This window comes from uncultured Microbacterium sp. (genome assembly GCF_937927635.1).
In the GTDB taxonomy this organism is placed as follows: Bacteria; Actinomycetota; Actinomycetes; order Actinomycetales; family Microbacteriaceae; genus Microbacterium.
This window is the reverse complement of record NZ_CALBRW010000011.1, coordinates 1-18,181: the sequence shown is the minus strand read 5'-3', so window position 1 is coordinate 18,181 and position 18,181 is coordinate 1. Positions and strand designations below refer to the sequence as shown.

Genomic DNA, 18,181 nt, shown 5'->3' with positions numbered 1-18,181 from the left:
CGACCCCGCCCATCCATGATGCCAGGCGCCTCGGGGCGGCGGGGCGGAAAGCCGTGTTCCGCAGGGGCGGAAACAAGCTTGCTGGAAGAACGCTGTGAGTCGCGGCGACACTGAGTGTGGAAAGGGAGATCGATGCGGATTCTCATCGTGTGCGGGGCAGGCGCCTCCAGCACGTTCGTCGCCGGCAGGCTCGCGCGGGCCGCCGCGGCCGAGGGGCTGGCCTGGGAGACCTCCGCCGGCACCGAGAGCACCGCACTGGCCGCCGTGGGCGTCGACCTGGTGCTCGTGGGACCGCACCTGCAGGGCCGCGCCGACAGCATCCGCACCGCCACCGGCCTCCCCGTCGTCGTCCTCCCCGACGACGCATTCACGGACATCGACGGCAGCCGCACGCTGCGCCTCGTCCGCGACGCGATGACCGCGTCGCACGACCGGAAGGAAACATCATGACCGCCATCACCCGCACGGTTCGCGTCGGATCCTCGCACGGGCTGCACGCCCGCCCCGCCAAGCTGTTCGCGCAGGCGGCCAAGGAGTCGGGCATCCCCGTCACCATCGCCAAGGACTCCGGCAAGGCCGTCAATGCCGCCAGCATCCTGGCCGTGGTGGCCCTGGGCATCGACTTCGGCGACCACGTCGTGCTGAGCGCCGAGGGCGAGAACGCCGAGGCTGTGCTGGACGCCCTCGTCGAGGTGCTCACCACCGATCACGACGAGGCGGCATGAGCATCCTGCGCGGCGTCGGCATCGGCCAGGGCATCGCCTCCGGTCCCGTCGTGCGGATGGCGCCCGCACTGCCCGAGCCGACCGACGAACCGAGCGCCGTCGGAGCGGATGCCGAGCGTGAGCGCGCCCGCGAGGCGATGACCGCCGTGGCGGCCGACCTCCAGCAGCGTGCGGATGCCACCGGCGGCGCGGCGAAGGACGTGCTCGAGGCGCAGGCCATGATCGCCGAGGACCCCACGCTGACCGACGAGGTCGATGAGCGCATCGACCAGGGCGCCACCGCCGAATGGGCCGTGCACGACGCGTTCGCCGGCTTCCGCGCGACCCTCGAGGCCGTCGGCGGCTACCTCGGCGAGCGCGCCGCCGATCTGGAGGACATCGCCCAGCGCGTGCTGGCCCGCCTGCAGGGAGTGGCAGCCCCCGGGGTGCCCGACCCCGGGCATCCGTTCGTGCTGGTCGCCCGCGACCTCGCTCCCGCCGACACCGCGCTGCTCAAGCTGGACCAGGTGCTGGCGCTGATCACCTCCGACGGCGGGCCCACCTCCCACACGGCCATCCTGGCCCGTGAGAAGGGCATCGTCGCGGTCGTGGGCGCGGCGGATGCGGACTCCCTCGCCGACGGCACGACGGTCATCGTCGATGCCGCCGCCGGAACCGTCAACGACGCGCCCACCGCCGAAGAGCTCGCCTCGGCCGCCGAGCGCATCGCCGCGCGCGCCGCGGACGATGCCTCGCCCGCAGGCCCCGGGGCCCTCGCGGACGGCACCCCGGTGAGCCTGCTGGCCAACCTCGGCAAGCCGGCCGACGCCGCGGACGCGGTGGCGCGCGGGGCGGAGGGCGTCGGCCTGTTCCGCACCGAGTTCCTGTTCCTCGGCGCCTCGCAGGCGCCCACCATCGCCGAGCAGCGCACCGCGTACATCGAGCTGCTGAGCGCGTTCGAGGGCAAGAAGGTCGTGGTGCGGCTGCTGGACGCCGGCGCCGACAAGCCGCTGGCGTTCCTCAACGACGCGCACGAGGAGAACCCCGCGCTGGGCCTGCGCGGCCTGCGCGCGCTGCGCGCCAGCGAGGACATCCTGCGCGAGCAGCTCACGGCCCTGGCCGAGGCGGATGCCGAAACCTCCGCCGACCTGTGGGTGATGGCGCCGATGGTGACCACCGTCGAGGAGACCGCGTACTTCACCGCCCTGGCGAAGGAGTACGGGTTGAAGACCGCCGGTGTCATGGTGGAGGTGCCGGCCAGCGCACTCCTGGCCGACCGCGTGCTCGCGCACGCCGACTTCGCCTCGATCGGCACGAACGACCTCACCCAGTACACGATGGCCGCCGACCGCCTGCTGGGCTCGGTGGCGTCGTTCCAGGACCCCTGGCATCCCGCCGTGCTGCGCCTGGTGCGCGAGGTCGGCACCGCCGGAGCATCCCTCGGCAAGCCCGTCGGCATCTGCGGCGAGGCCGCCGCCGACCCGCTGCTGGCGGTCGTGCTGGTGGGACTGGGCGCGACGAGCCTGTCCATGGCGCCGTCGGCCCTCGCCGACGTGCGCCGCTCCATCGCGCAGCACACCCTCGAGGATGCCCGTCGCATCGCCGCCGCAGCACTCGAGGCGGACGATGCCGCAACCGCTCGCGAGGCCGCCCAGGCCGCAGCGGCCCTCTGAACCCGAACACCCTCCCTTCACACCAGGAAAGAGAAGACAATGACGACGTCGTCACCCCACAAGCCCGGAGGCGCGCGCATCGCCGTGCAGCGCTTCGGCACGTTCCTGTCCGGCATGATCATGCCGAACATCGCCGCGTTCATCGCATGGGGCTTCATCACCATGCTGTTCATCCCGGCGGGCTTCTTCGGCGCCGACAGCCCGTTCAAGTGGCACTGGGCTCCGGTCGCCGAGATCCTCGGCGGCGGCGGCAACTCCGCCGACATCGGCTGGCACGGCGCCATGACCGCGCTCACGCAGGGCACCGACGGCACCTTCGCCGGATACGTGGGTCTGGTCGGCCCGATGATCACCTACCTGCTCCCACTGCTGATCGCCAACACCGCAGGGCGCATGGTCTACAGCGAGCGGGGCGGCGTGGTCGCCACCATCGCGACCATGGGCGTCATCCTGGGCACCGACATCCCGATGTTCCTCGGCGCCATGATCATGGGCCCGATCGCCGCCTGGGTCACCAAGCAGATGGACAAGCTCTGGGAAGGCAAGATCAAGCCCGGCTTCGAGATGCTGGTGAACAACTTCTCCGCCGGCATCCTCGGGATGCTCCTCGCGATCGTCGGCTTCTTCGCCTTCGGCCCCGTCATGCTCGGCATCAGCAACGTGCTCGGCGCGATCGTCGCCTGGCTCGTGTCGCTGCACCTGCTGCCGGTGCTGTCGATCATCGTCGAGCCCGCCAAGGTGCTCTTCCTGAACAACGCCATCAACCACGGCGTGTTCACCCCGCTCGGCATCGAGCAGGCCACGCAGGTCGGCAAGTCGATCCTGTTCCTCATCGAGGCCAACCCCGGCCCCGGCCTGGGTCTGCTGCTGGCCTTCACGTTCTTCGGCGTGGGCGCGGCGAAGTCGTCGGCACCCGGTGCGATCATCATCCAGTTCTTCGGCGGCATCCACGAGATCTACTTCCCGTACGCGCTCGCCAAGCCCGCCACGATCCTCGCGCTGATGGCCGGTGGTGCCACCGGCGTGGCGACCAACATGGTGCTCGGCGGCGGCCTGGGCTTCCCCGCGGCGCCCGGCAGCATCATCGCCGTGACGGCCGCGGCTGTCGGCGGCGGCGTCGGCAACCTGCTGGTGGTCTACCTGTCGGTGGCGCTGGCGGCGACCGTCACGTTCCTCATCGCCGGCGTCATGCTGCGCGCCTCGCGCAAGCGGGATCTGGCGGCAGAGGCGGCCGGTTCGGACGCCTTCGGCTCGGCCATCGCGCAGACCGAGGCCAACAAGGGCAAGAAGTCCAGTGTTCTGGGCTCCCTCGGCGGCGGCACCGCGACCGCGACGCTCACCCGACCGATCGAGACCATCGTGTTCGCCTGCGACGCGGGCATGGGCTCCTCGGCCATGGGCGCCAGCGTGCTGCGCAACAAGATCAAGAAGGCCGGTATCGAAGGGGTGAAGGTCACCAACGCCGCCATCGCGAATCTCGACGGCACGGCCGACCTGATCATCACGCAGCAGCAGCTCACCGACCGCGCGAAGTCCAAGTCACCGGCATCCGAGCACCTCTCCGTCGACAACTTCATGAACTCACCGGTCTACGACGAGGTCGTGAGCATGCTCGAGACGCAGCAGAGCGGCGCTCAGCCGACGGCGGAGGCCGCCCCGGCCGCGCCGGCCGCGCAGCCGGCATCCGCCATCCTCACCCCCGACCGGGTACGCATCCACGCCGGATCCGCCACCCGCGATGAGGCCCTGAAGGAGGCCGCCGACGCCCTGGTGGCAGCCGGCGCCGTGACGGGCGACTACCTGCAGGCCATGCACGACCGCGAGGCCTCGGCGTCCACGTTCATGGGCAACGGCCTGGCCATCCCGCACGGCACCAACGACGCCAAGGACGCCGTGCTCGACTCCGCGCTGAGCGTGGTGCGTTACGACGGCGGAGTGGACTGGGACGGCGACCGCGCCACGTTCGTGATCGGCATCGCCGGCAAGGACGGCGCACACCTGCAGATCCTCTCCAGCATCGCCGAACTGTTCTCCGACGAGGACGACGTGGCCAGGCTCAACGCCGCGGCCACGCCCGAGGAGCTGTTCGCGATGCTCTCGGCGGTGAACGAGTCATGAGGGCCGTCCACTTCGGCGCCGGCAACATCGGGCGCGGCTTCGTCGGACTGCTGCTGCACCAGGGCGGTTATGAACTGGTGTTCTCCGACGTCGCGGCCGGGCTGGTCGACGCGATCAACGCGTCCGACTCGTACACGGTGCACGAGGTGGGCGACGGCGGGACCGACACGAGAGTCACCGGTTTCCGTGCGATCAACAGCGCCGAGGACCCCGAGGGTCTGATCGCCGAGATCGCGGATGCCGATGTCGTGACCACCGCGGTCGGCCCCACGGTGCTGCGCTTCGTCGCCGCACCGATCGTCGACGCGCTGCGCCGGCGTGACCCCGCGGCCGCGCCGCTGCAGGTCATGGCGTGCGAGAACGCGATCGGCGCCACCGACCTGCTGAAGCAGGAGATCATCGCGCGCGCCGGCGAGGAGTGGGGAGTCCTCGCCGGCCGGGCGGTGTTCGCCAACACCGCCGTGGACCGGATCGTGCCCGGTCAGCCCGAAGGAGGCGGCATCGACGTCACGGTCGAGCCGTTCTTCGAATGGGCGATCGAGCGCGGACCGTTCGGCGAGAACCCGCCGAACATCCCGGGCGCGCACTTCGTGGACGACCTGGCGCCGTACATCGAGCGCAAGCTGTTCACGGTCAACACGGGGCACGCCACCACGGCGTACCTCGGCGCACAGGCCGGCATCCAGCGCATCTCCGATGCCCTTGCCGACGAGGCGATCGCCGCTCAGGTGGCCGCGGCTCTCGCGGAGACGTCAGCGCTGCTGGCCGCCAAGCACGGCCTGGACCCGCAGGAGCTCGCCGAGTATCGCGCGACGATCCTGCGCCGCTTCGCGAACCCGGCGCTGCCGGACACGGTGTGGCGGGTGGGGCGTCAGCCGCTGCGGAAGCTGTCCCGGCACGAGCGCTTCATCGGCCCGGCAGCCGAGGCTGCCGAGAGCGGCCTGAGCGTGCAGGCACTGCTGGTCGCGGTCGGCGCCGCGCTCGCCTTCGACGACCCCGCGGACGAGCAGTCCGTCGAACTGCAGAAGCGCCTGCGCACGGAAGATCCCGCGGCCCTGGCCGCGGAGGTCACGGGGCTGGAGGCGCAGCATCCGCTGTTCCCGCCCGTGCGCGACGCGTTCACCGCCCGCGCCGCGGAAGTCGCCGGTTCGCTCTAGGCTCTCCTGCCTTTAAGCTCGCTGGGGGCGGCCCGGCCGCCGGATCGCCCCCAGGAGTCCCATGCTCGTCCTCATCGCGGCCGTCACGATCGTCGCCGCCGTCGTCCAGCGCGTCACAGGCCTCGCCTTCGTGCTGGTGCTGATCGGTCCCATCGTCATCGCCTACGGCCCCGTGCGGGGCGTGACCGTGGCGGTGCTGCTCGCGATCATCGCCTCGCTGTTCGCCGTGCCCAGCGCGTGGCGCGACGTCGACTGGCCGCGTACGCTCTGGCTGCTGGGCGCCGGACTGGCCGCTGCTCCGCTCGGCGCGCTGACTGCGGCCGTGCTGCCGCAGACCGCCCTGCTGTTCCTCATCGGCGCGATGGGCGTCCTGAGCCTCAGCGCGCAGTGGCTCGGCCGCGTCGCCCGGCATGTGCGGGGGCGTCCTGGCGCGATCGGCGCGGGCGCTCTGGCAGGTTTCATGCATGCCTCCAGCGGGTTATCCGGCCCCGCGCTGGCATCCTTCGCCCTGGGCGACGACTGGCCGCAGCGGCGCTTCGCCGCGAGCGCGCAGATCGTCTTCCTCGGCTACGGGGCGGTGTCGGTCGCGCTGCGCGGGCTGCCGACCATCGCCGCCGCCGACCTGGCCGTCCTCGTCGCGTGCACGGCGTGCGGCATGATCCTCGGCGCGTTCGCCGCGCGACGGGTGCCACTCCCGCTGGCCCGGCGCGTGATGCTGCTGTGCGCCTGGGCGGGCGCGATCGTCGTGCTGGGGCGGGCGGTGGCGTCGCTGTTCGTCTGAGGCCGGGATCAGCCGAGCACGGCGTCCAGCAGCGGATGCAGGTGCCGGCTGGTCAGCACGCCGGCGGCCGCGCGCGCCCCTGCGTGGAGAGCCTCGGGCACCGCGGCACCGCGCAGGGTGGCGTCGAGCACGCCCGATAGGAAGGCGTCGCCGGCGCCGTTCGTGTCGACGACGTCGACGGGAACGGCCGCGACCCGGTGCACATCCCCGGACGCATCGACCGCGAGTGCGCCCTCCGCACCCAGGGTGCACACCGCGAGACCGGCACCGCTGTCGATGCGCGAGCGCAGGAAGGCGACCGGATCGTCCAGTCGATCAGCGTTGCAGAACACCGCATCCGCCGCAGCGAGGAAGGGCGCGTGGAAGTCCGCGACGCCGTCGTAGTCGTGCACGTCGACCCAGATCGGCCGTCCGGTGCGCTGCGCGATCGGGAGCAGTCGGCGAGGTTCAGCGGCGAGGTCGAGCACGAGCGCGTCGGCCGCAGACATCTCCGCCTCCAGCACCGTGTCGTCGGTGCCCCCCGCCCCCTCCGCGACCGTGGCGTTCGACAGGTACAGCGACACGCGCCCACCGGCGCGGGTCATGAGATTCAGATGCCGCTCGGTCGTCGGCGAGTCCGCCCAGCGCGCAGGGACTCCGGCCTGCGCCAGCGCATCGCGCACACGCAGTCCGGCCGCATCCGTCGCCGTCGCCGCGTACAGTCGCACGTCGCGTCCGAGCGCGGTGAGGCTGAGCGCCTTGCCCGCGCTGGTGCCCCCGATCGTCTCCCAGGTGTCCTCCGCGAACTGCATGTGCGGCACGGGTTCGGGCAGGCGATCCAGCACGACCAGCGTGTTCCACGACGCGGGCCCCGCAATGAAGACCGAGCTCACGCGGTGCTCACCGTTCGAAGCCCTCGGCGATCATCTCGACCAGTTCCTCACGCTCCTCGACGGGGAGGAAGGCCGCCGAGGCGGCGTTGAACTGGAACACCTCCAGGTCGTCGAGATCGTACTCGAACGCGTCGACCAGCAGCCCGAGCTCACGAGTGAGCGTGGTGGCGCTCATGGTGCGGTTATCGGTGTTCACCGTGACTGCGAAGCCCAGCTGGTACAACAGGTCGAACGGGTGATCGGCCGCCTCGTCACCCCACTGCGCGATCGCACCGGTCTGCAGGTTCGAGGACGGCGAGAGCTCCAGGGGGATCTCCCGGTCGCGCACCCAGCGCGCCAGGTCGCCGAACTGCACCTGCACGTCGTCGCCCTCGCGCTCGATCACCTGCAGGTCTTCGGCGATGCGCACACCGTGACCGAGCCGCAGTGCACGTCCGTCGATCAGCGCGGAGCGGATGGATGCCGAGCCGGCCCCCTCGCCGGCGTGCACGGTGACCGGCAGGAATTCGGATGCCAGGTAGTCGAACGCCTCGCGGTGACGCGAAGCCGGGAAGCCGTCCTCGGGTCCGGCGATGTCGAACGCGACCACGCCGTGCTCGCGGTTCGCGACGGCGAGTCGGGCGATCTCAAGAGAACGATCGCCCTGGCGCATGGCGGAGAGGATCTGAGAGATGCGGATGCTGCGTCCGGCGGCCTCGGCCTCCTCCTCGCCCTCCTCGAGACCCCGCTGGACGGCGGCGACGGCCCGGTTCGGGCTCAGCCCGCCGACGGTGTGCTGCTCGGGAGCCCAGCGCACCTCGCCGTAGATCACGCCGTCGGCCGCGAGATCAGCCACGTACTCGCGTGCGATGCGGGTGAGCGCGGCTTCGGTCTGCGTGACCGCGGCCACCAGCTCGAAGGTCTTCAGATAGGCGGGCAGCGAGCCAGCGCCGCACTGCTGCGCGAACCAGCGACGCAGCCCCGCGGCGTCCTTCGCGGGGGTCTCGATGCCAGCCGCACCCGCGAGGTCGATGATCGTCTCGGGCCGCACCGCGCCGTCGAGATGGTCGTGCAGCGAGACCTTCGGCAGTGCACGCAGCGAGAGACCCTGCACCTTCATGTCGCCGTTATGGTCGATGGCCATGGAATCCTCCGGTGGTGTGTGGTGACCGCTCAGGCGGTGATGCGCTCGCGCACGATGGGGGCGGCGGCCGGTGCGTCCTGGCCGACCTCGTACGCGCCGTCCAGCGCCTGCAGCGCACGCGCGAAGCGCGCGTCGTCATCCGCAGCCAGCGTGAACAACGGCTGGCCGGCGCTCACCCTGTCACCGGGCTTGACGGCCAGGTCGATGCCCGCGGCGTGGATCACCGGATCCTCGGCGCGCGCACGCCCGGCACCCAGACGCCAGGCGGCGACGCCGAACGGCAGCGCGTCCATGCGGGTCACGACGCCGTCGACGGCAGAGCGGACGATGTGCGTCTCGCGCGGAGCGGGCAGCGCGGCATCCGGATCCCCATCCTGCGCGCGGATCATCGCCTTCCACGAGTCCATCGCGCGACCGTCGTCGAGTGCCTTCTCCACATCGGCATCCGGCTGTCCGGCCAGCGCGAGCATCTCGCGGGCGAGGGCGAGAGTCAGCTCCCGCACGTCGGCGGGGCCGCCGCCGGCGAGGATCTCGACGGATTCGCGGACCTCGTTGGCGTTGCCGATGGCCAGACCCAGCGGCACGTTCATGTCGGTCAGCAGCGCGGTGGTGGCCACGCCGGAGTCGGTGCCGAGTGCCACCATGGTGCGCGCGAGCTCGCGGGCCCGGTCGATGTCCTGCATGAACGCGCCGTTGCCGAATTTCACGTCCAGTACCAGGGCGTCGGTGCCCTCGGCTATCTTCTTCGACATGATGCTGGAGGCGATCAGCGGGATGGCCTCCACGGTGCCGGTGACATCGCGCAGCGCGTACAGCTTCTTGTCGGCGGGCGCCAGACCGGAACCTGCGGCGCAGATGACCGCGCCGACATCTCCCTGCATCTGCGCGAACATCTCCTCGTTGCTCAGCGCCGCGCGCCAACCGGGGATGGACTCCAGCTTGTCCAGCGTGCCGCCGGTGTGGCCCAGGCCCCGGCCGCTCAGCTGCGGTACGGCCACGCCGAAGGATGCCACCAGCGGCGCCAGCGGCAGGGTGATCTTGTCGCCCACACCCCCGGTGGAGTGCTTGTCGACCGTGCGCTTGCCCAGCGCGGCGAAGCTCATCCGCTCCCCCGTCGCGATCATCGCGTCGGTCATCACGCGGATCTCGTCGCGGTCCATGCCGCGCTGCAGCACGGCCATCGCGAAGGACGCCATCTGAGCATCCGACACGTAACCACGGGTGTACGCGTCGATCATCCAGCGCAACGGCGCTTCGGCGACCGCGCCGCCGTCGCGCTTGGTGCGGATGACATCGACGGCATCGAACGGCTCGACGCTCATCTTGCTGCCTCCAGGTCTCGCGGGCCGAACGCGTCCGGCAGGACCTCATCGATGGTGCGGATGCCGGAGACGGTCTCCAGCAGCATCTCCGGGCTGGAGTGCTCGAACAGCAGCTGGCGGCACCGGCCGCACGGCATGATGGTCTCCCCTTCGCCGTTGACGCACACGAACGCCACCAGCCGGCCGCCGCCCGACATATGCAGCTCGCCGACCAGCGTGCACTCCGCGCACAGCGTGACGCCGTACGAGGCGTTCTCCACGTTGCAGCCGGCGATCACGCGCCCGTCGTCCACGAGAGCCGCAGCCCCCACCCGGTAGCGGGAGTACGGCGCGTACGCCTTCGTCATCGCGTCGGTCGCGACCTGTCGCAGGTCGTCCCAGTCGATGTCGGTCATTGCTCGGTTCAGCTCCTCTTGGATGTGATGTGCGGCGAGCCGTCAGGACTTGATGTACGGCACGCCGTCCTCTGCCGGTGGGCGGGAGCGCCCGACCAGGCCGGCGACGGCGAAGATCGTCACGATGTACGGCAGCATCAGCATGAACTGGCTCGGCACCGGGGAGCCGATCACGCTCAGCACGCTCTGCAGGTTGGTGGCGAAGCCGAACAGCAGGGCGGCCAGAGTCGCCTTGATCGGATCCCACTTTCCGAAGATCACCGCGGCCAGGGCGATGAAGCCCGCACCGGCGGTCATCTCGGGGTTGAACCGCGGCACCGACACCAGCGTGTAGAACGCACCGCCCATGCCCGCGATGGCTCCGGCGATGAGCACGTTCATGTAGCGGGTGCGGGCGACGTTGATGCCGACGGTGTCGGCGGCCTGCGGGTGCTCGCCGACCGCGCGCATGCGCAGCCCCCAGCGGGTGCGGTACATGCCGTACCAGACCACGAACACGATGATGTACATCAAGTACACGATGATGGTCTGCCGGAACAGGATCGGGCCCAGCACCGGGATCTGGCTGAGCAGCGGGATGGCGAGCCGCTTGAACGGCTCGACGGTGTTCAGCGTCGCCTGATCGGGCGCCAGCACCTGCCGGAACAGGAAGCTGGTGATGCCGATGACCAGCACGTTCAGCACGACGCCGACGATGACCTGGTCGACGTAGTACGTGATCGAGAAGATGCCCAGCACCAGCGCCACCAGCACGCCGGCGACCATGGCCGCGATCAGGCCCGCCCACGGCGTGCCCGTCACGGAGGCGACGATGGCCGCGCAGAACGCGCCCGCCAGCAGCTGGGCCTCGATGGCGATGTTCACGACGCCGGCGCGCTCGCCGATCACGCCGCCCAGGGCGCCGAAGATCAGGGGGGTCGCCAGCGCCAGCGCACCGCTGAGCAGGCTGATCATCGGCAGGGTGCCCTCGCTGCCGGCGGCTGCCCAGGCCAGGAATCCGAAGATCAGAGCGGCGGCGTACACCGCGACCAGCCACAGCGGCAGCGTGCGGTGCTGCAGGGCGCGCATCACCGCCAGCAAGGCGATCACGGCGGCGATCACGACACCGACCCAGGCGGTCGCGGTGCCTGGCAGGCTGAGATCGGGAATGGCGAGGATCTCGTTGCCGCCGGCGAACCGGAAGGTGGCGTCCCCCTTGCGCGGCGCCAGCAGTGGCAGCAGCGCCACCAGCACGACGACGACCGACAGGATGATCGGCGTCTTCCAGGAGACGACGGTGACGGTGCGGGGCTCCGCCTCGAGGGTCTGGACGCTCACGCGGCCACCTCCTTCTTCGCGGCGCGGCGCACTCGACGAGGCGCCTGCCCGGGCTGCGGGACGCCGAACATCGCACGTACCAGCGGCGGCGCGGCGATGAACAGCACGATCAGGGACTGCACGACCAGGACGATCTCGATGGGCACGCCCTGTGAGGCCTGCATCGTGAAGCCGCCGGTCTTGAACGCGCCGAACAGCAGTCCGGCGAACAGGATGCCGATCGGGCGCGAGCGCCCCAGCAGCGCGACGGTGATCGCATCGAAGCCGATGCCGGCATCGATGCCGCCGCCGAAGCCGTTGGGCTCGGTACCCAGTGCCTGGCTGACGCCGGCGAGCCCGACCAGGCCGCCGCCGATGATCATGACGACGAAGTACATCCGACCCACCGAGATGCCCGCGGTGCGGGCCGCGGCAGGGTTCTCCCCCACGGCGCGGAAGCGGAAGCCGAGGCTGGAGCGCTCCAGGATCCACCAGGTGATGGCCACGGCGACCAGCGCCAGCAGGAAGCCGAGGTGCAGCTTGTACATCGGTCCGAGGATCTGCGGGAGGACGGCGGTGTCGGCCATGGGCGCGGTCTTCGGGTTGCTCGAGCCCGGCGCCTGCAGGACGCCCTGTGTGGCCAGCATCCATGCCAGCAGGTAGAACGCGATGTGGTTGAGCATGATCGTCACGATCACCTCGTGCGCACCGGTGCGGGCCTTCAGGAAGCCGGCGATGCCGCCCCAGATCGCACCGGCGATGATGCCGGCGACCAGCGCGGCGATCATGTGCAGCGGGAAGGGCAGGTCCCAGGTCGTGGCGATGTAGCCCGCGGCGGCGGCCGCCATGAGCATCTGCCCCTGACCGCCGATGTTGAACAGGCCGGCGCGGAACGCCAGTCCCACGCCGAGTCCCGCCGCGATCAGCGGGGTCGCGAACTTGAGCGTCTCGGTGAACGGCCTGATGCCGATGGCGAACGACGTGGCGTTGAAGTTGTAGACGGCGCCGCGGAACAGCGCCGCGTAGGCGCCGCCGACCGAGCTGCCGATCGCGCCGAGCGTGTCGGTCGGGCGCTGGAAGAAGTATCCTGCGGCGGCCTGCACGTCGGGATCGGTCGCGGCGATCATGATCGAGCCGACGATGATCGAGGCGATCACCGCGAGCACCGACACGAGTGCGTTGCCCGTCGCGATGCGGGTGAACGCCTCGCGCCAGCGGGAGGGGCCGGGCGCGCCGGTCTCCTTCTCGGGCGCAGGGGTCTGCGTCTGGGCGGCGGTCATGCCTGGGCTCCTTCGTTCACGGCGCCGGCCATCATCAGGCCCAGCTGCTCGCGCGGGGTGTCGCCGGGCACGATTCCGACGATCCTGCCGCGGTACATCACCAGGATCCGGTCGGCGAGCGCGGTGACCTCGTCGAGCTCGGTGGAGATCACGATCACCGGCACACCGGCGTCCCGCGTCTCGATGACCCGCTTGTGGATGAACTCGATCGAGCCGACGTCCACACCGCGGGTGGGCTGCGCCGCCACGAACAGCGACAGGTCGCGGCTGAGCTCACGGGCCAGCACGACCTTCTGCTGGTTGCCGCCGGAGAGGCGGCCGGCCGGCTGCGTCGGCCCCTGGGTGCGGATGTCGAACTCGGCGATCTTCTCGCGCGCGAACTGGTCCAGCAGCCCCAGCTGCAGCGCGCCGGCCTTCACGAACGGTGCGCCGTTGGAGCGGTCCAGCATGAGGTTCTCGGCGATGGAGAACTCCTTGACCAGGCCGTCCACACCGCGGTCCTCGGGGACGAAGCCCACGCCTGCGTCGAGGATGTGCCGCACGCTGCGGCCCACCAGCTCCTGGCCGTTCAGACGGATGCTGCCTCGGACCTTCTCCTGCAGGCCCATCAGCGCCTCGGTGAGCTCGGTCTGGCCGTTGCCCTGCACGCCGGCGATGGCGAGCACCTCGCCGCCGTGCACCTCGAAGGACGCGTCGTCGACGAGCACCGTGCCGACGGCGTCCGTGACGGTGAGGCCCTCGACGACCAGTCCGTTCTGCTGCACGTTCGGCAGGCCCTTGTGCACGGTCAGCTCGACGGCGCGGCCCACCATCAGCGAGGCGAGCTCGGTGTTCGAGGCCGTGGGCTCGGCCTCGCCGACGACCTTGCCGAGCCGGATCACGGTGATGCGGTCTGCGACCTCGCGCACCTCGCGCAGCTTGTGGGTGATGAAGACGATCGCGGTGCCCTGCTCCTTGAGCCGGCGCATGGTGGCCATCAGCTCGTCGGTCTCCTGCGGGGTCAGGACGGCGGTCGGCTCGTCGAAGACGAGGATACTGGCGTCGCGCGAGAGCGCCTTGATGATCTCCACGCGCTGCTGCACGCCGACGGGGAGGTCCTCGACGACGGCATCCGGGTCCACGTCGAAACCGAAGCGATCGGAGATCTCCTTCACCTGACGGCGGGCGGCCGCCAGATCCAGCCTGCCTCCGAAGGACGTCTTCTCGTGGCCGAGCATGACGTTCTCCGCCACGGTGAACACCGGCACCAGCATGAAGTGCTGGTGCACCATGCCGATCCCCGCGTTCATGGCATCGCCGGGCCCGTCGAAGTGCTGAACCACGTCGTCGATGAGGATCTCTCCCTCATCGGCCTGGTACAGCCCGTAGAGCACATTCATCAGCGTGGACTTGCCTGCGCCGTTCTCACCCAGCAGGGAGTGGATCTCGCCGGGGTTCACCACCAGATCGATGTGGTCGTTGGCAGTCAGTGCGCCGAACCTCTTCGTTATGCCGCGCAGCTCGAGCTTCATATGTCCGATCCTATTCGTGACTTTCGGTCCGTCCCAGGGTCGCCGGGCAGACGACAGCGGGGAGGCCGGAGTACGACCTCCCCGCTGCAGAATCCTCGCTCAGTCGAGGTAGGACTTGACGGTGATCTTGCCGTCGATGATTCCCTGCTTGATCTCGTCGACCTTCTTGACGAGGGCCGGGTCGACCTTGCTCTCGAAGTTGTGCAGCGGCGCGATGCCGACGCCCTTGTTCTCGAGGGTGCCGATGTACGGCTCGCCGCTGAACTTGCCCTCCGACGCGGCCATCACGGCCTCGTAGGTGGACGTGTCCATCTCCTTCATGACCGAGGTCAGGACGTAGTCGTCCGTGGTCGGGTCCGTGACGAAGAGGTCGGCGTCGGCGCCGATGAGGGCGATGTCCTTGCCGGAGTCCTTGATGGCCTGCAGGCCGGACTGGTAGATCGGGCCGCCGACCGGGAACAGCACGTCGACGCCCTGGTCGATGATGTTGGTCGCCACGGTCTTGGCGTCCTGGTTGGCCTCGAAGCCACCGGTGAACGAGCCGGTCTTGCCGTCCCAGCCCACGACCGCGACGCTCTTGGAGTTCTCCTTGTTGAAGTAGTCCACGCCCTGCTTGAAGCCGTCCATGAAGATGGTCACGGTCGGGAACTCCATGCCGCCGAAGGTGCCGACCTTGCCGGTCTTCGAGTAGCCGGCCGACAGGTAGCCGGCCATGAACGCGGCCTCTGCCGTGTTGTACAGCAGCGGCTTGACGTTGTCGGGCTTCTTGTCGCCGCCGGCGTCATCGATGAGGATGAAGTCGGTGTCGGGGTTGGCGTTGGCCGCGTCGACCGTGGCGGCCGAGAGCGCGAAGCCGACGGTGACGATGGCGTTGCAGCCCTCGGAGACCATGTTCTCCACGTTCGGGGCGTACTCGGTCTCGGCGTTGGACTGCGCCTCCTTGAGCTTCACGCCGATCTCGTCGGCGGCCTTCTTGGCACCTTCGTAGGACAGCTGGTTGAACGACTTGTCGTCGAAGCCGCCCATGTCCGAGACGATGCACGTCTGGTACTTGGATGCCGCCGGTTTGTCGCCCGCGCTGCCGGACTTCTCGGTCGGAGCCTGGCCGCAGCCGGCGAGAGCGAGGATGACGCCAGCGGCGACGGTCACCGCGAGCATCTTCTTGGTCGTAGAGATGGGCACTCTTTGCCTCCCCATGAGATCTTCTCCGCGGATGTCGCGGGTCGATCCAAGTTACCCACGGTTACGCCCGGCCGCATCTCCGGTTGGCGTCAGCAGGGCGAATGGTTATGATTCCGCAACTCAGAGCACGTCGCCGCGACCGGTGAGCTTGAGCGACTCGACGACGCCCTTCACCCGCTGCGCATGCTCCACGGTCGTCACCAGCAGCGCGTCGGGGGTGTCCACCACGACGATGTCCTTCACGCCCACCAGGCTGATCACGCGCGAGGTCTGGCTCACGAGGATGCCGCTGGCGGCATCCGACAGCACTCTCGCCTTCGGTCCCAGCACGGCGAGATCGTTCTTGCGGCCGTGGGTGATGAGCTTGGTCAGCGAGGCGAAGTCCCCCACGTCGTCCCAGTCGAAGTGCCCGGGGATCACGGCCAGGCGGCCTCGCTCGGCGGCGGGCTCGGCGACCGCGTAGTCGATGGCGATCTTCTTCAGCCGCGGCCAGATGCGGTCCACGGCCGGCCCGCGCAGGTCGCGGTCGTCCCAGGCGGCCGCCAGTTCGACCAGCCCCGCGTGCAGCTCGGGCTCGTTGGCGGCCAGCTCGTCCAGCAGCACACTCGCCTTCGAGATGAACATGCCGGCGTTCCACAGGTAGTCGCGGCTCGCGACGTACTCCTTCGCCGTCGCGAGGTCCGGCTTCTCGACGAACCGCTCCACGAGCGTGGCCTCGGGCGCGCCGTCGACGACGATCTCCCCAGCGCGCTTGATGTACCCGAAGCCCACGGACGGCTCGGTGGGCGGGATGCCGATGGTGACGATGTATCCCTGGCGAGCCACCTGCACGGCCTGCTGCACGGCCCACTGGAACACCTGCGTGCCCTGGATGACGTGATCGGCGCTGAACGAGCCGATGATGACGTCCGGGTCGCGGCGGTGCAGGATCGCAGCGGCGAGGCCGATCGCCGCCGCCGACTCCCGGGGCTCGGACTCGAGGAAGACGTTCTCATCCGGGATGCCGGGCAGCTGGCCCTCCACGGCCGCGCGGTGCGCTCGCCCCGTGACCACGGCGATCCGCTCGGGGCCCGCCAGCGGCTCCAGGCGGTCCCACGTGTCGCGCAGCAGCGAGTGGCCGGATCCGGTGAGGTCATGCAGGAACTTCGGTGCGTCGGCACGGGACAGCGGCCACAGCCTGCTGCCGATGCCGCCGGCCGGGATCACTGCGTAGAAGTCGTCGATTCGCACCATGCGCCCAACCTATCGGTGGGAGTCGGCGAAGCCGCTGAGCACGGACCGCTAAGGGTCCCCTTCGTCGCATCCAGCGTTCTGACAGGAATAGGATGGACGAGGTCGGGCGTGCCCGGATGCACGGACCCGACGTCACGATCGAGCAGGGAGGACGACGTGTCCACGAGCACACGCTTGGCACCGTCGATATCGACAACCACCTCGAAGTCACCGCGCGGGACCCTCTACCGGGGGCGCGAGGGAATGTGGTCCTGGGTGCTTCACCGCATCACCGGCGTGGCCATCTTCTTCTTCCTGCTGGTGCATGTGCTGGACACGGCTCTGATCCGTGTCTCGCCCGAGGCCTACAACGCCGTCATCGGCACCTACAAGAACCCGATCATGGCTCTCGGCGAGGTGGTCCTGGTGGCCGGCATCGTGTTCCACGCGATGAACGGCCTGCGCATCATCCTGGTCGACTTCTGGTCCAAGGGCGCGAAGTACCAGCGCCAGCTGTTCTGGATCGTCATCGGCGTGTGGGTCGTGCTGATGGCCGGCTTCGTCCCGACCCATCTGATGCACGCGTTCGGAGGAGGAAACTGATGTCGGTTCAGACCGCGACTCCCGCCGCACCCGTCGCACGCCGCAAGCGCAAGACCAACCTGGAGAAGATCGGCTGGCTGTTCATGCGCGGATCGGGCGTCGTCCTGATCGTGCTGATCTTCGGCCACCTCTTCGTGAACCTGATGGTCGGCCAGGGCATCCGCGCCATCGACTTCGGCTTCGTCGCCGGAAAGTACGCCACGCCGTTCTGGCAGTGGTGGGACGTGCTGATGCTGTGGCTGGCGCTCATCCACGGCGCCAACGGCATGCGCACCATCGTGAACGACTACGTCACGCACGAAGGCCCCCGCAAGGCCCTGGTCTGGGCGCTCGGCCTCGCCGCAGCGCTGCTGATCATCCTGGGCACCCTCGTGGTGTTCACGTTCGACCCCTGCAACGGCGTGCTCGAGAGCGGCGCGATGTGGGACACCTGCCAGGCCCTGGGCAAGTAGTAGAGACGAGAAGGCAGAACACACAGTGACTACTCAGACCTCCGACTCCGTCGTCCGCGACGGCGTGCACTACCACGAGTTCGACATCGTCATCGTCGGCGCTGGCGGCGCCGGGATGCGCGCGGCGATCGAGGCGGGGCCGCACGCGCGGACCGCCGTGATCTCCAAGCTCTACCCCACGCGCTCCCACACGGGTGCGGCGCAGGGCGGCATGGCCGCAGCGCTGGCGAACGTCGAGGACGACAACTGGGAGTGGCACACCTACGACACCGTCAAGGGCGGCGACTACCTCGTCGACCAGGATGCCGCGGAGATCCTCGCCAAGGAGGCCATCGACGCGGTCATCGACCTCGAGAACATGGGCCTGCCGTTCAACCGCACGCCCGAGGGCAAGATCGACCAGCGCCGTTTCGGCGGTCACACCTCCGAGCACGGCAAGGCGGCTGTGCGCCGCGCCTGCTACGCGGCCGACCGCACCGGTCACATGATCCTGCAGACGC

The 18,181-nt window shown here is 69.7% G+C and carries 18 protein-coding genes; 9 read left to right on the top strand and 9 right to left on the bottom strand.

The features are described from left to right. Window positions 1-132: 132 nt before the first annotated feature. The 6 genes from Q0568_RS02755 (at window position 133) to Q0568_RS02730 (ending at window position 6,433) form a co-directional block, all read left to right on the top strand. Window positions 133-450, top strand: coding sequence for a hypothetical protein (locus tag Q0568_RS02755; RefSeq protein WP_298861848.1), 318 nt, complete (start codon window positions 133-135; stop codon window positions 448-450). Further along, a complete protein-coding gene (locus Q0568_RS02750; RefSeq protein ID WP_298861845.1) occupies window positions 447-725 on the top strand; it encodes an HPr family phosphocarrier protein in 279 nt (92 codons plus the stop codon). The genes Q0568_RS02755 and Q0568_RS02750 overlap by 4 nt, the downstream gene beginning before the upstream one ends. Further along, window positions 722-2,377 (top strand): phosphoenolpyruvate--protein phosphotransferase, encoded by a 1,656-nt coding sequence (ptsP, locus tag Q0568_RS02745; protein WP_298861843.1) that lies wholly within the window; start codon window positions 722-724, stop codon window positions 2,375-2,377. Before Q0568_RS02750 ends, ptsP begins: the two co-directional genes overlap by 4 nt. Window positions 2,378-2,416: 39 nt before the next feature. Continuing rightward, entirely contained in the window at window positions 2,417-4,495 is a 2,079-nt protein-coding gene (locus Q0568_RS02740) for a PTS mannitol transporter subunit IICBA (RefSeq protein ID WP_298861841.1), read from the top strand. Next, window positions 4,492-5,652: a mannitol-1-phosphate 5-dehydrogenase gene (locus Q0568_RS02735; RefSeq protein WP_298861838.1), complete on the top strand. Its 1,161-nt coding sequence runs from the start codon at window positions 4,492-4,494 to the stop codon at window positions 5,650-5,652. Before Q0568_RS02740 ends, Q0568_RS02735 begins: the two co-directional genes overlap by 4 nt. 61 nt (window positions 5,653-5,713) lie before the next feature. Beyond that, on the top strand, window positions 5,714-6,433 hold the full coding sequence (locus Q0568_RS02730; protein WP_298861835.1) for a TSUP family transporter: 720 nt from the start codon (window positions 5,714-5,716) through the stop codon (window positions 6,431-6,433). Between the two features lie 8 nt (window positions 6,434-6,441). Here the strand turns inward: Q0568_RS02730 and Q0568_RS02725 are convergent, their stop codons facing one another. The 9 genes from Q0568_RS02725 to Q0568_RS02685 all read right to left on the bottom strand — a co-directional run bounded on the left by Q0568_RS02725 (window position 6,442) and on the right by Q0568_RS02685 (window position 16,647). After that, complete coding sequence (locus Q0568_RS02725; protein ID WP_298861832.1) at window positions 6,442-7,305, bottom strand: carbohydrate kinase family protein; 864 nt, start codon at window positions 7,303-7,305, stop codon at window positions 6,442-6,444. Window positions 7,306-7,312: 7 nt separating this feature from the next. Next, window positions 7,313-8,428 carry an adenosine deaminase gene (locus Q0568_RS02720; RefSeq protein WP_298861829.1) on the bottom strand — a complete coding sequence of 372 codons (1,116 nt, stop codon included), beginning with the start codon at window positions 8,426-8,428 and terminating at the stop codon, window positions 7,313-7,315. Window positions 8,429-8,457: 29 nt separating this feature from the next. Next, window positions 8,458-9,750, bottom strand: a complete 1,293-nt coding sequence (locus tag Q0568_RS02715) for a thymidine phosphorylase (RefSeq protein WP_298861827.1) — start codon at window positions 9,748-9,750, stop codon at window positions 8,458-8,460. Continuing rightward, a complete protein-coding gene (locus Q0568_RS02710) occupies window positions 9,747-10,145 on the bottom strand; it encodes a cytidine deaminase (RefSeq protein WP_298861825.1) in 399 nt (132 codons plus the stop codon). The genes Q0568_RS02715 and Q0568_RS02710 overlap by 4 nt, the downstream gene beginning before the upstream one ends. Before the next feature lie 42 nt (window positions 10,146-10,187). Continuing rightward, the gene (locus Q0568_RS02705) at window positions 10,188-11,462 is read right to left on the bottom strand and encodes an ABC transporter permease (protein WP_298861822.1); all 1,275 of its coding nucleotides are present in this window, start codon (window positions 11,460-11,462) and stop codon (window positions 10,188-10,190) included. After that, entirely contained in the window at window positions 11,459-12,721 is a 1,263-nt protein-coding gene (locus tag Q0568_RS02700) for an ABC transporter permease (RefSeq protein WP_298861819.1), read from the bottom strand. Before Q0568_RS02700 ends, Q0568_RS02705 begins: the two co-directional genes overlap by 4 nt. Next, a complete protein-coding gene (locus Q0568_RS02695; protein WP_298861816.1) occupies window positions 12,718-14,232 on the bottom strand; it encodes an ABC transporter ATP-binding protein in 1,515 nt (504 codons plus the stop codon). Before Q0568_RS02695 ends, Q0568_RS02700 begins: the two co-directional genes overlap by 4 nt. A gap of 99 nt (window positions 14,233-14,331) precedes the next feature. Then, entirely contained in the window at window positions 14,332-15,390 is a 1,059-nt protein-coding gene (locus Q0568_RS02690) for a BMP family ABC transporter substrate-binding protein (protein WP_298862153.1), read from the bottom strand. A gap of 144 nt (window positions 15,391-15,534) precedes the next feature. Continuing rightward, a complete protein-coding gene (locus tag Q0568_RS02685; RefSeq protein ID WP_298861813.1) occupies window positions 15,535-16,647 on the bottom strand; it encodes a mannose-1-phosphate guanylyltransferase in 1,113 nt (370 codons plus the stop codon). 156 nt (window positions 16,648-16,803) lie between these two features. On the opposite strand from Q0568_RS02685, the gene sdhC reads away from it, so the two are divergent. From sdhC to Q0568_RS02670, 3 genes are all read left to right on the top strand, one after another. Further along, window positions 16,804-17,229 (top strand): succinate dehydrogenase, cytochrome b556 subunit, encoded by a 426-nt coding sequence (sdhC, locus tag Q0568_RS02680; protein ID WP_298861810.1) that lies wholly within the window; start codon window positions 16,804-16,806, stop codon window positions 17,227-17,229. Continuing rightward, on the top strand, window positions 17,229-17,681 hold the full coding sequence (locus tag Q0568_RS02675; protein ID WP_298861807.1) for a succinate dehydrogenase hydrophobic membrane anchor subunit: 453 nt from the start codon (window positions 17,229-17,231) through the stop codon (window positions 17,679-17,681). Before sdhC ends, Q0568_RS02675 begins: the two co-directional genes overlap by 1 nt. Window positions 17,682-17,706: 25 nt before the next feature. After that, window positions 17,707-18,181 (top strand): FAD-binding protein (locus Q0568_RS02670; protein WP_298861803.1); only part of this gene is annotated, 475 nt, incomplete at its 3' end.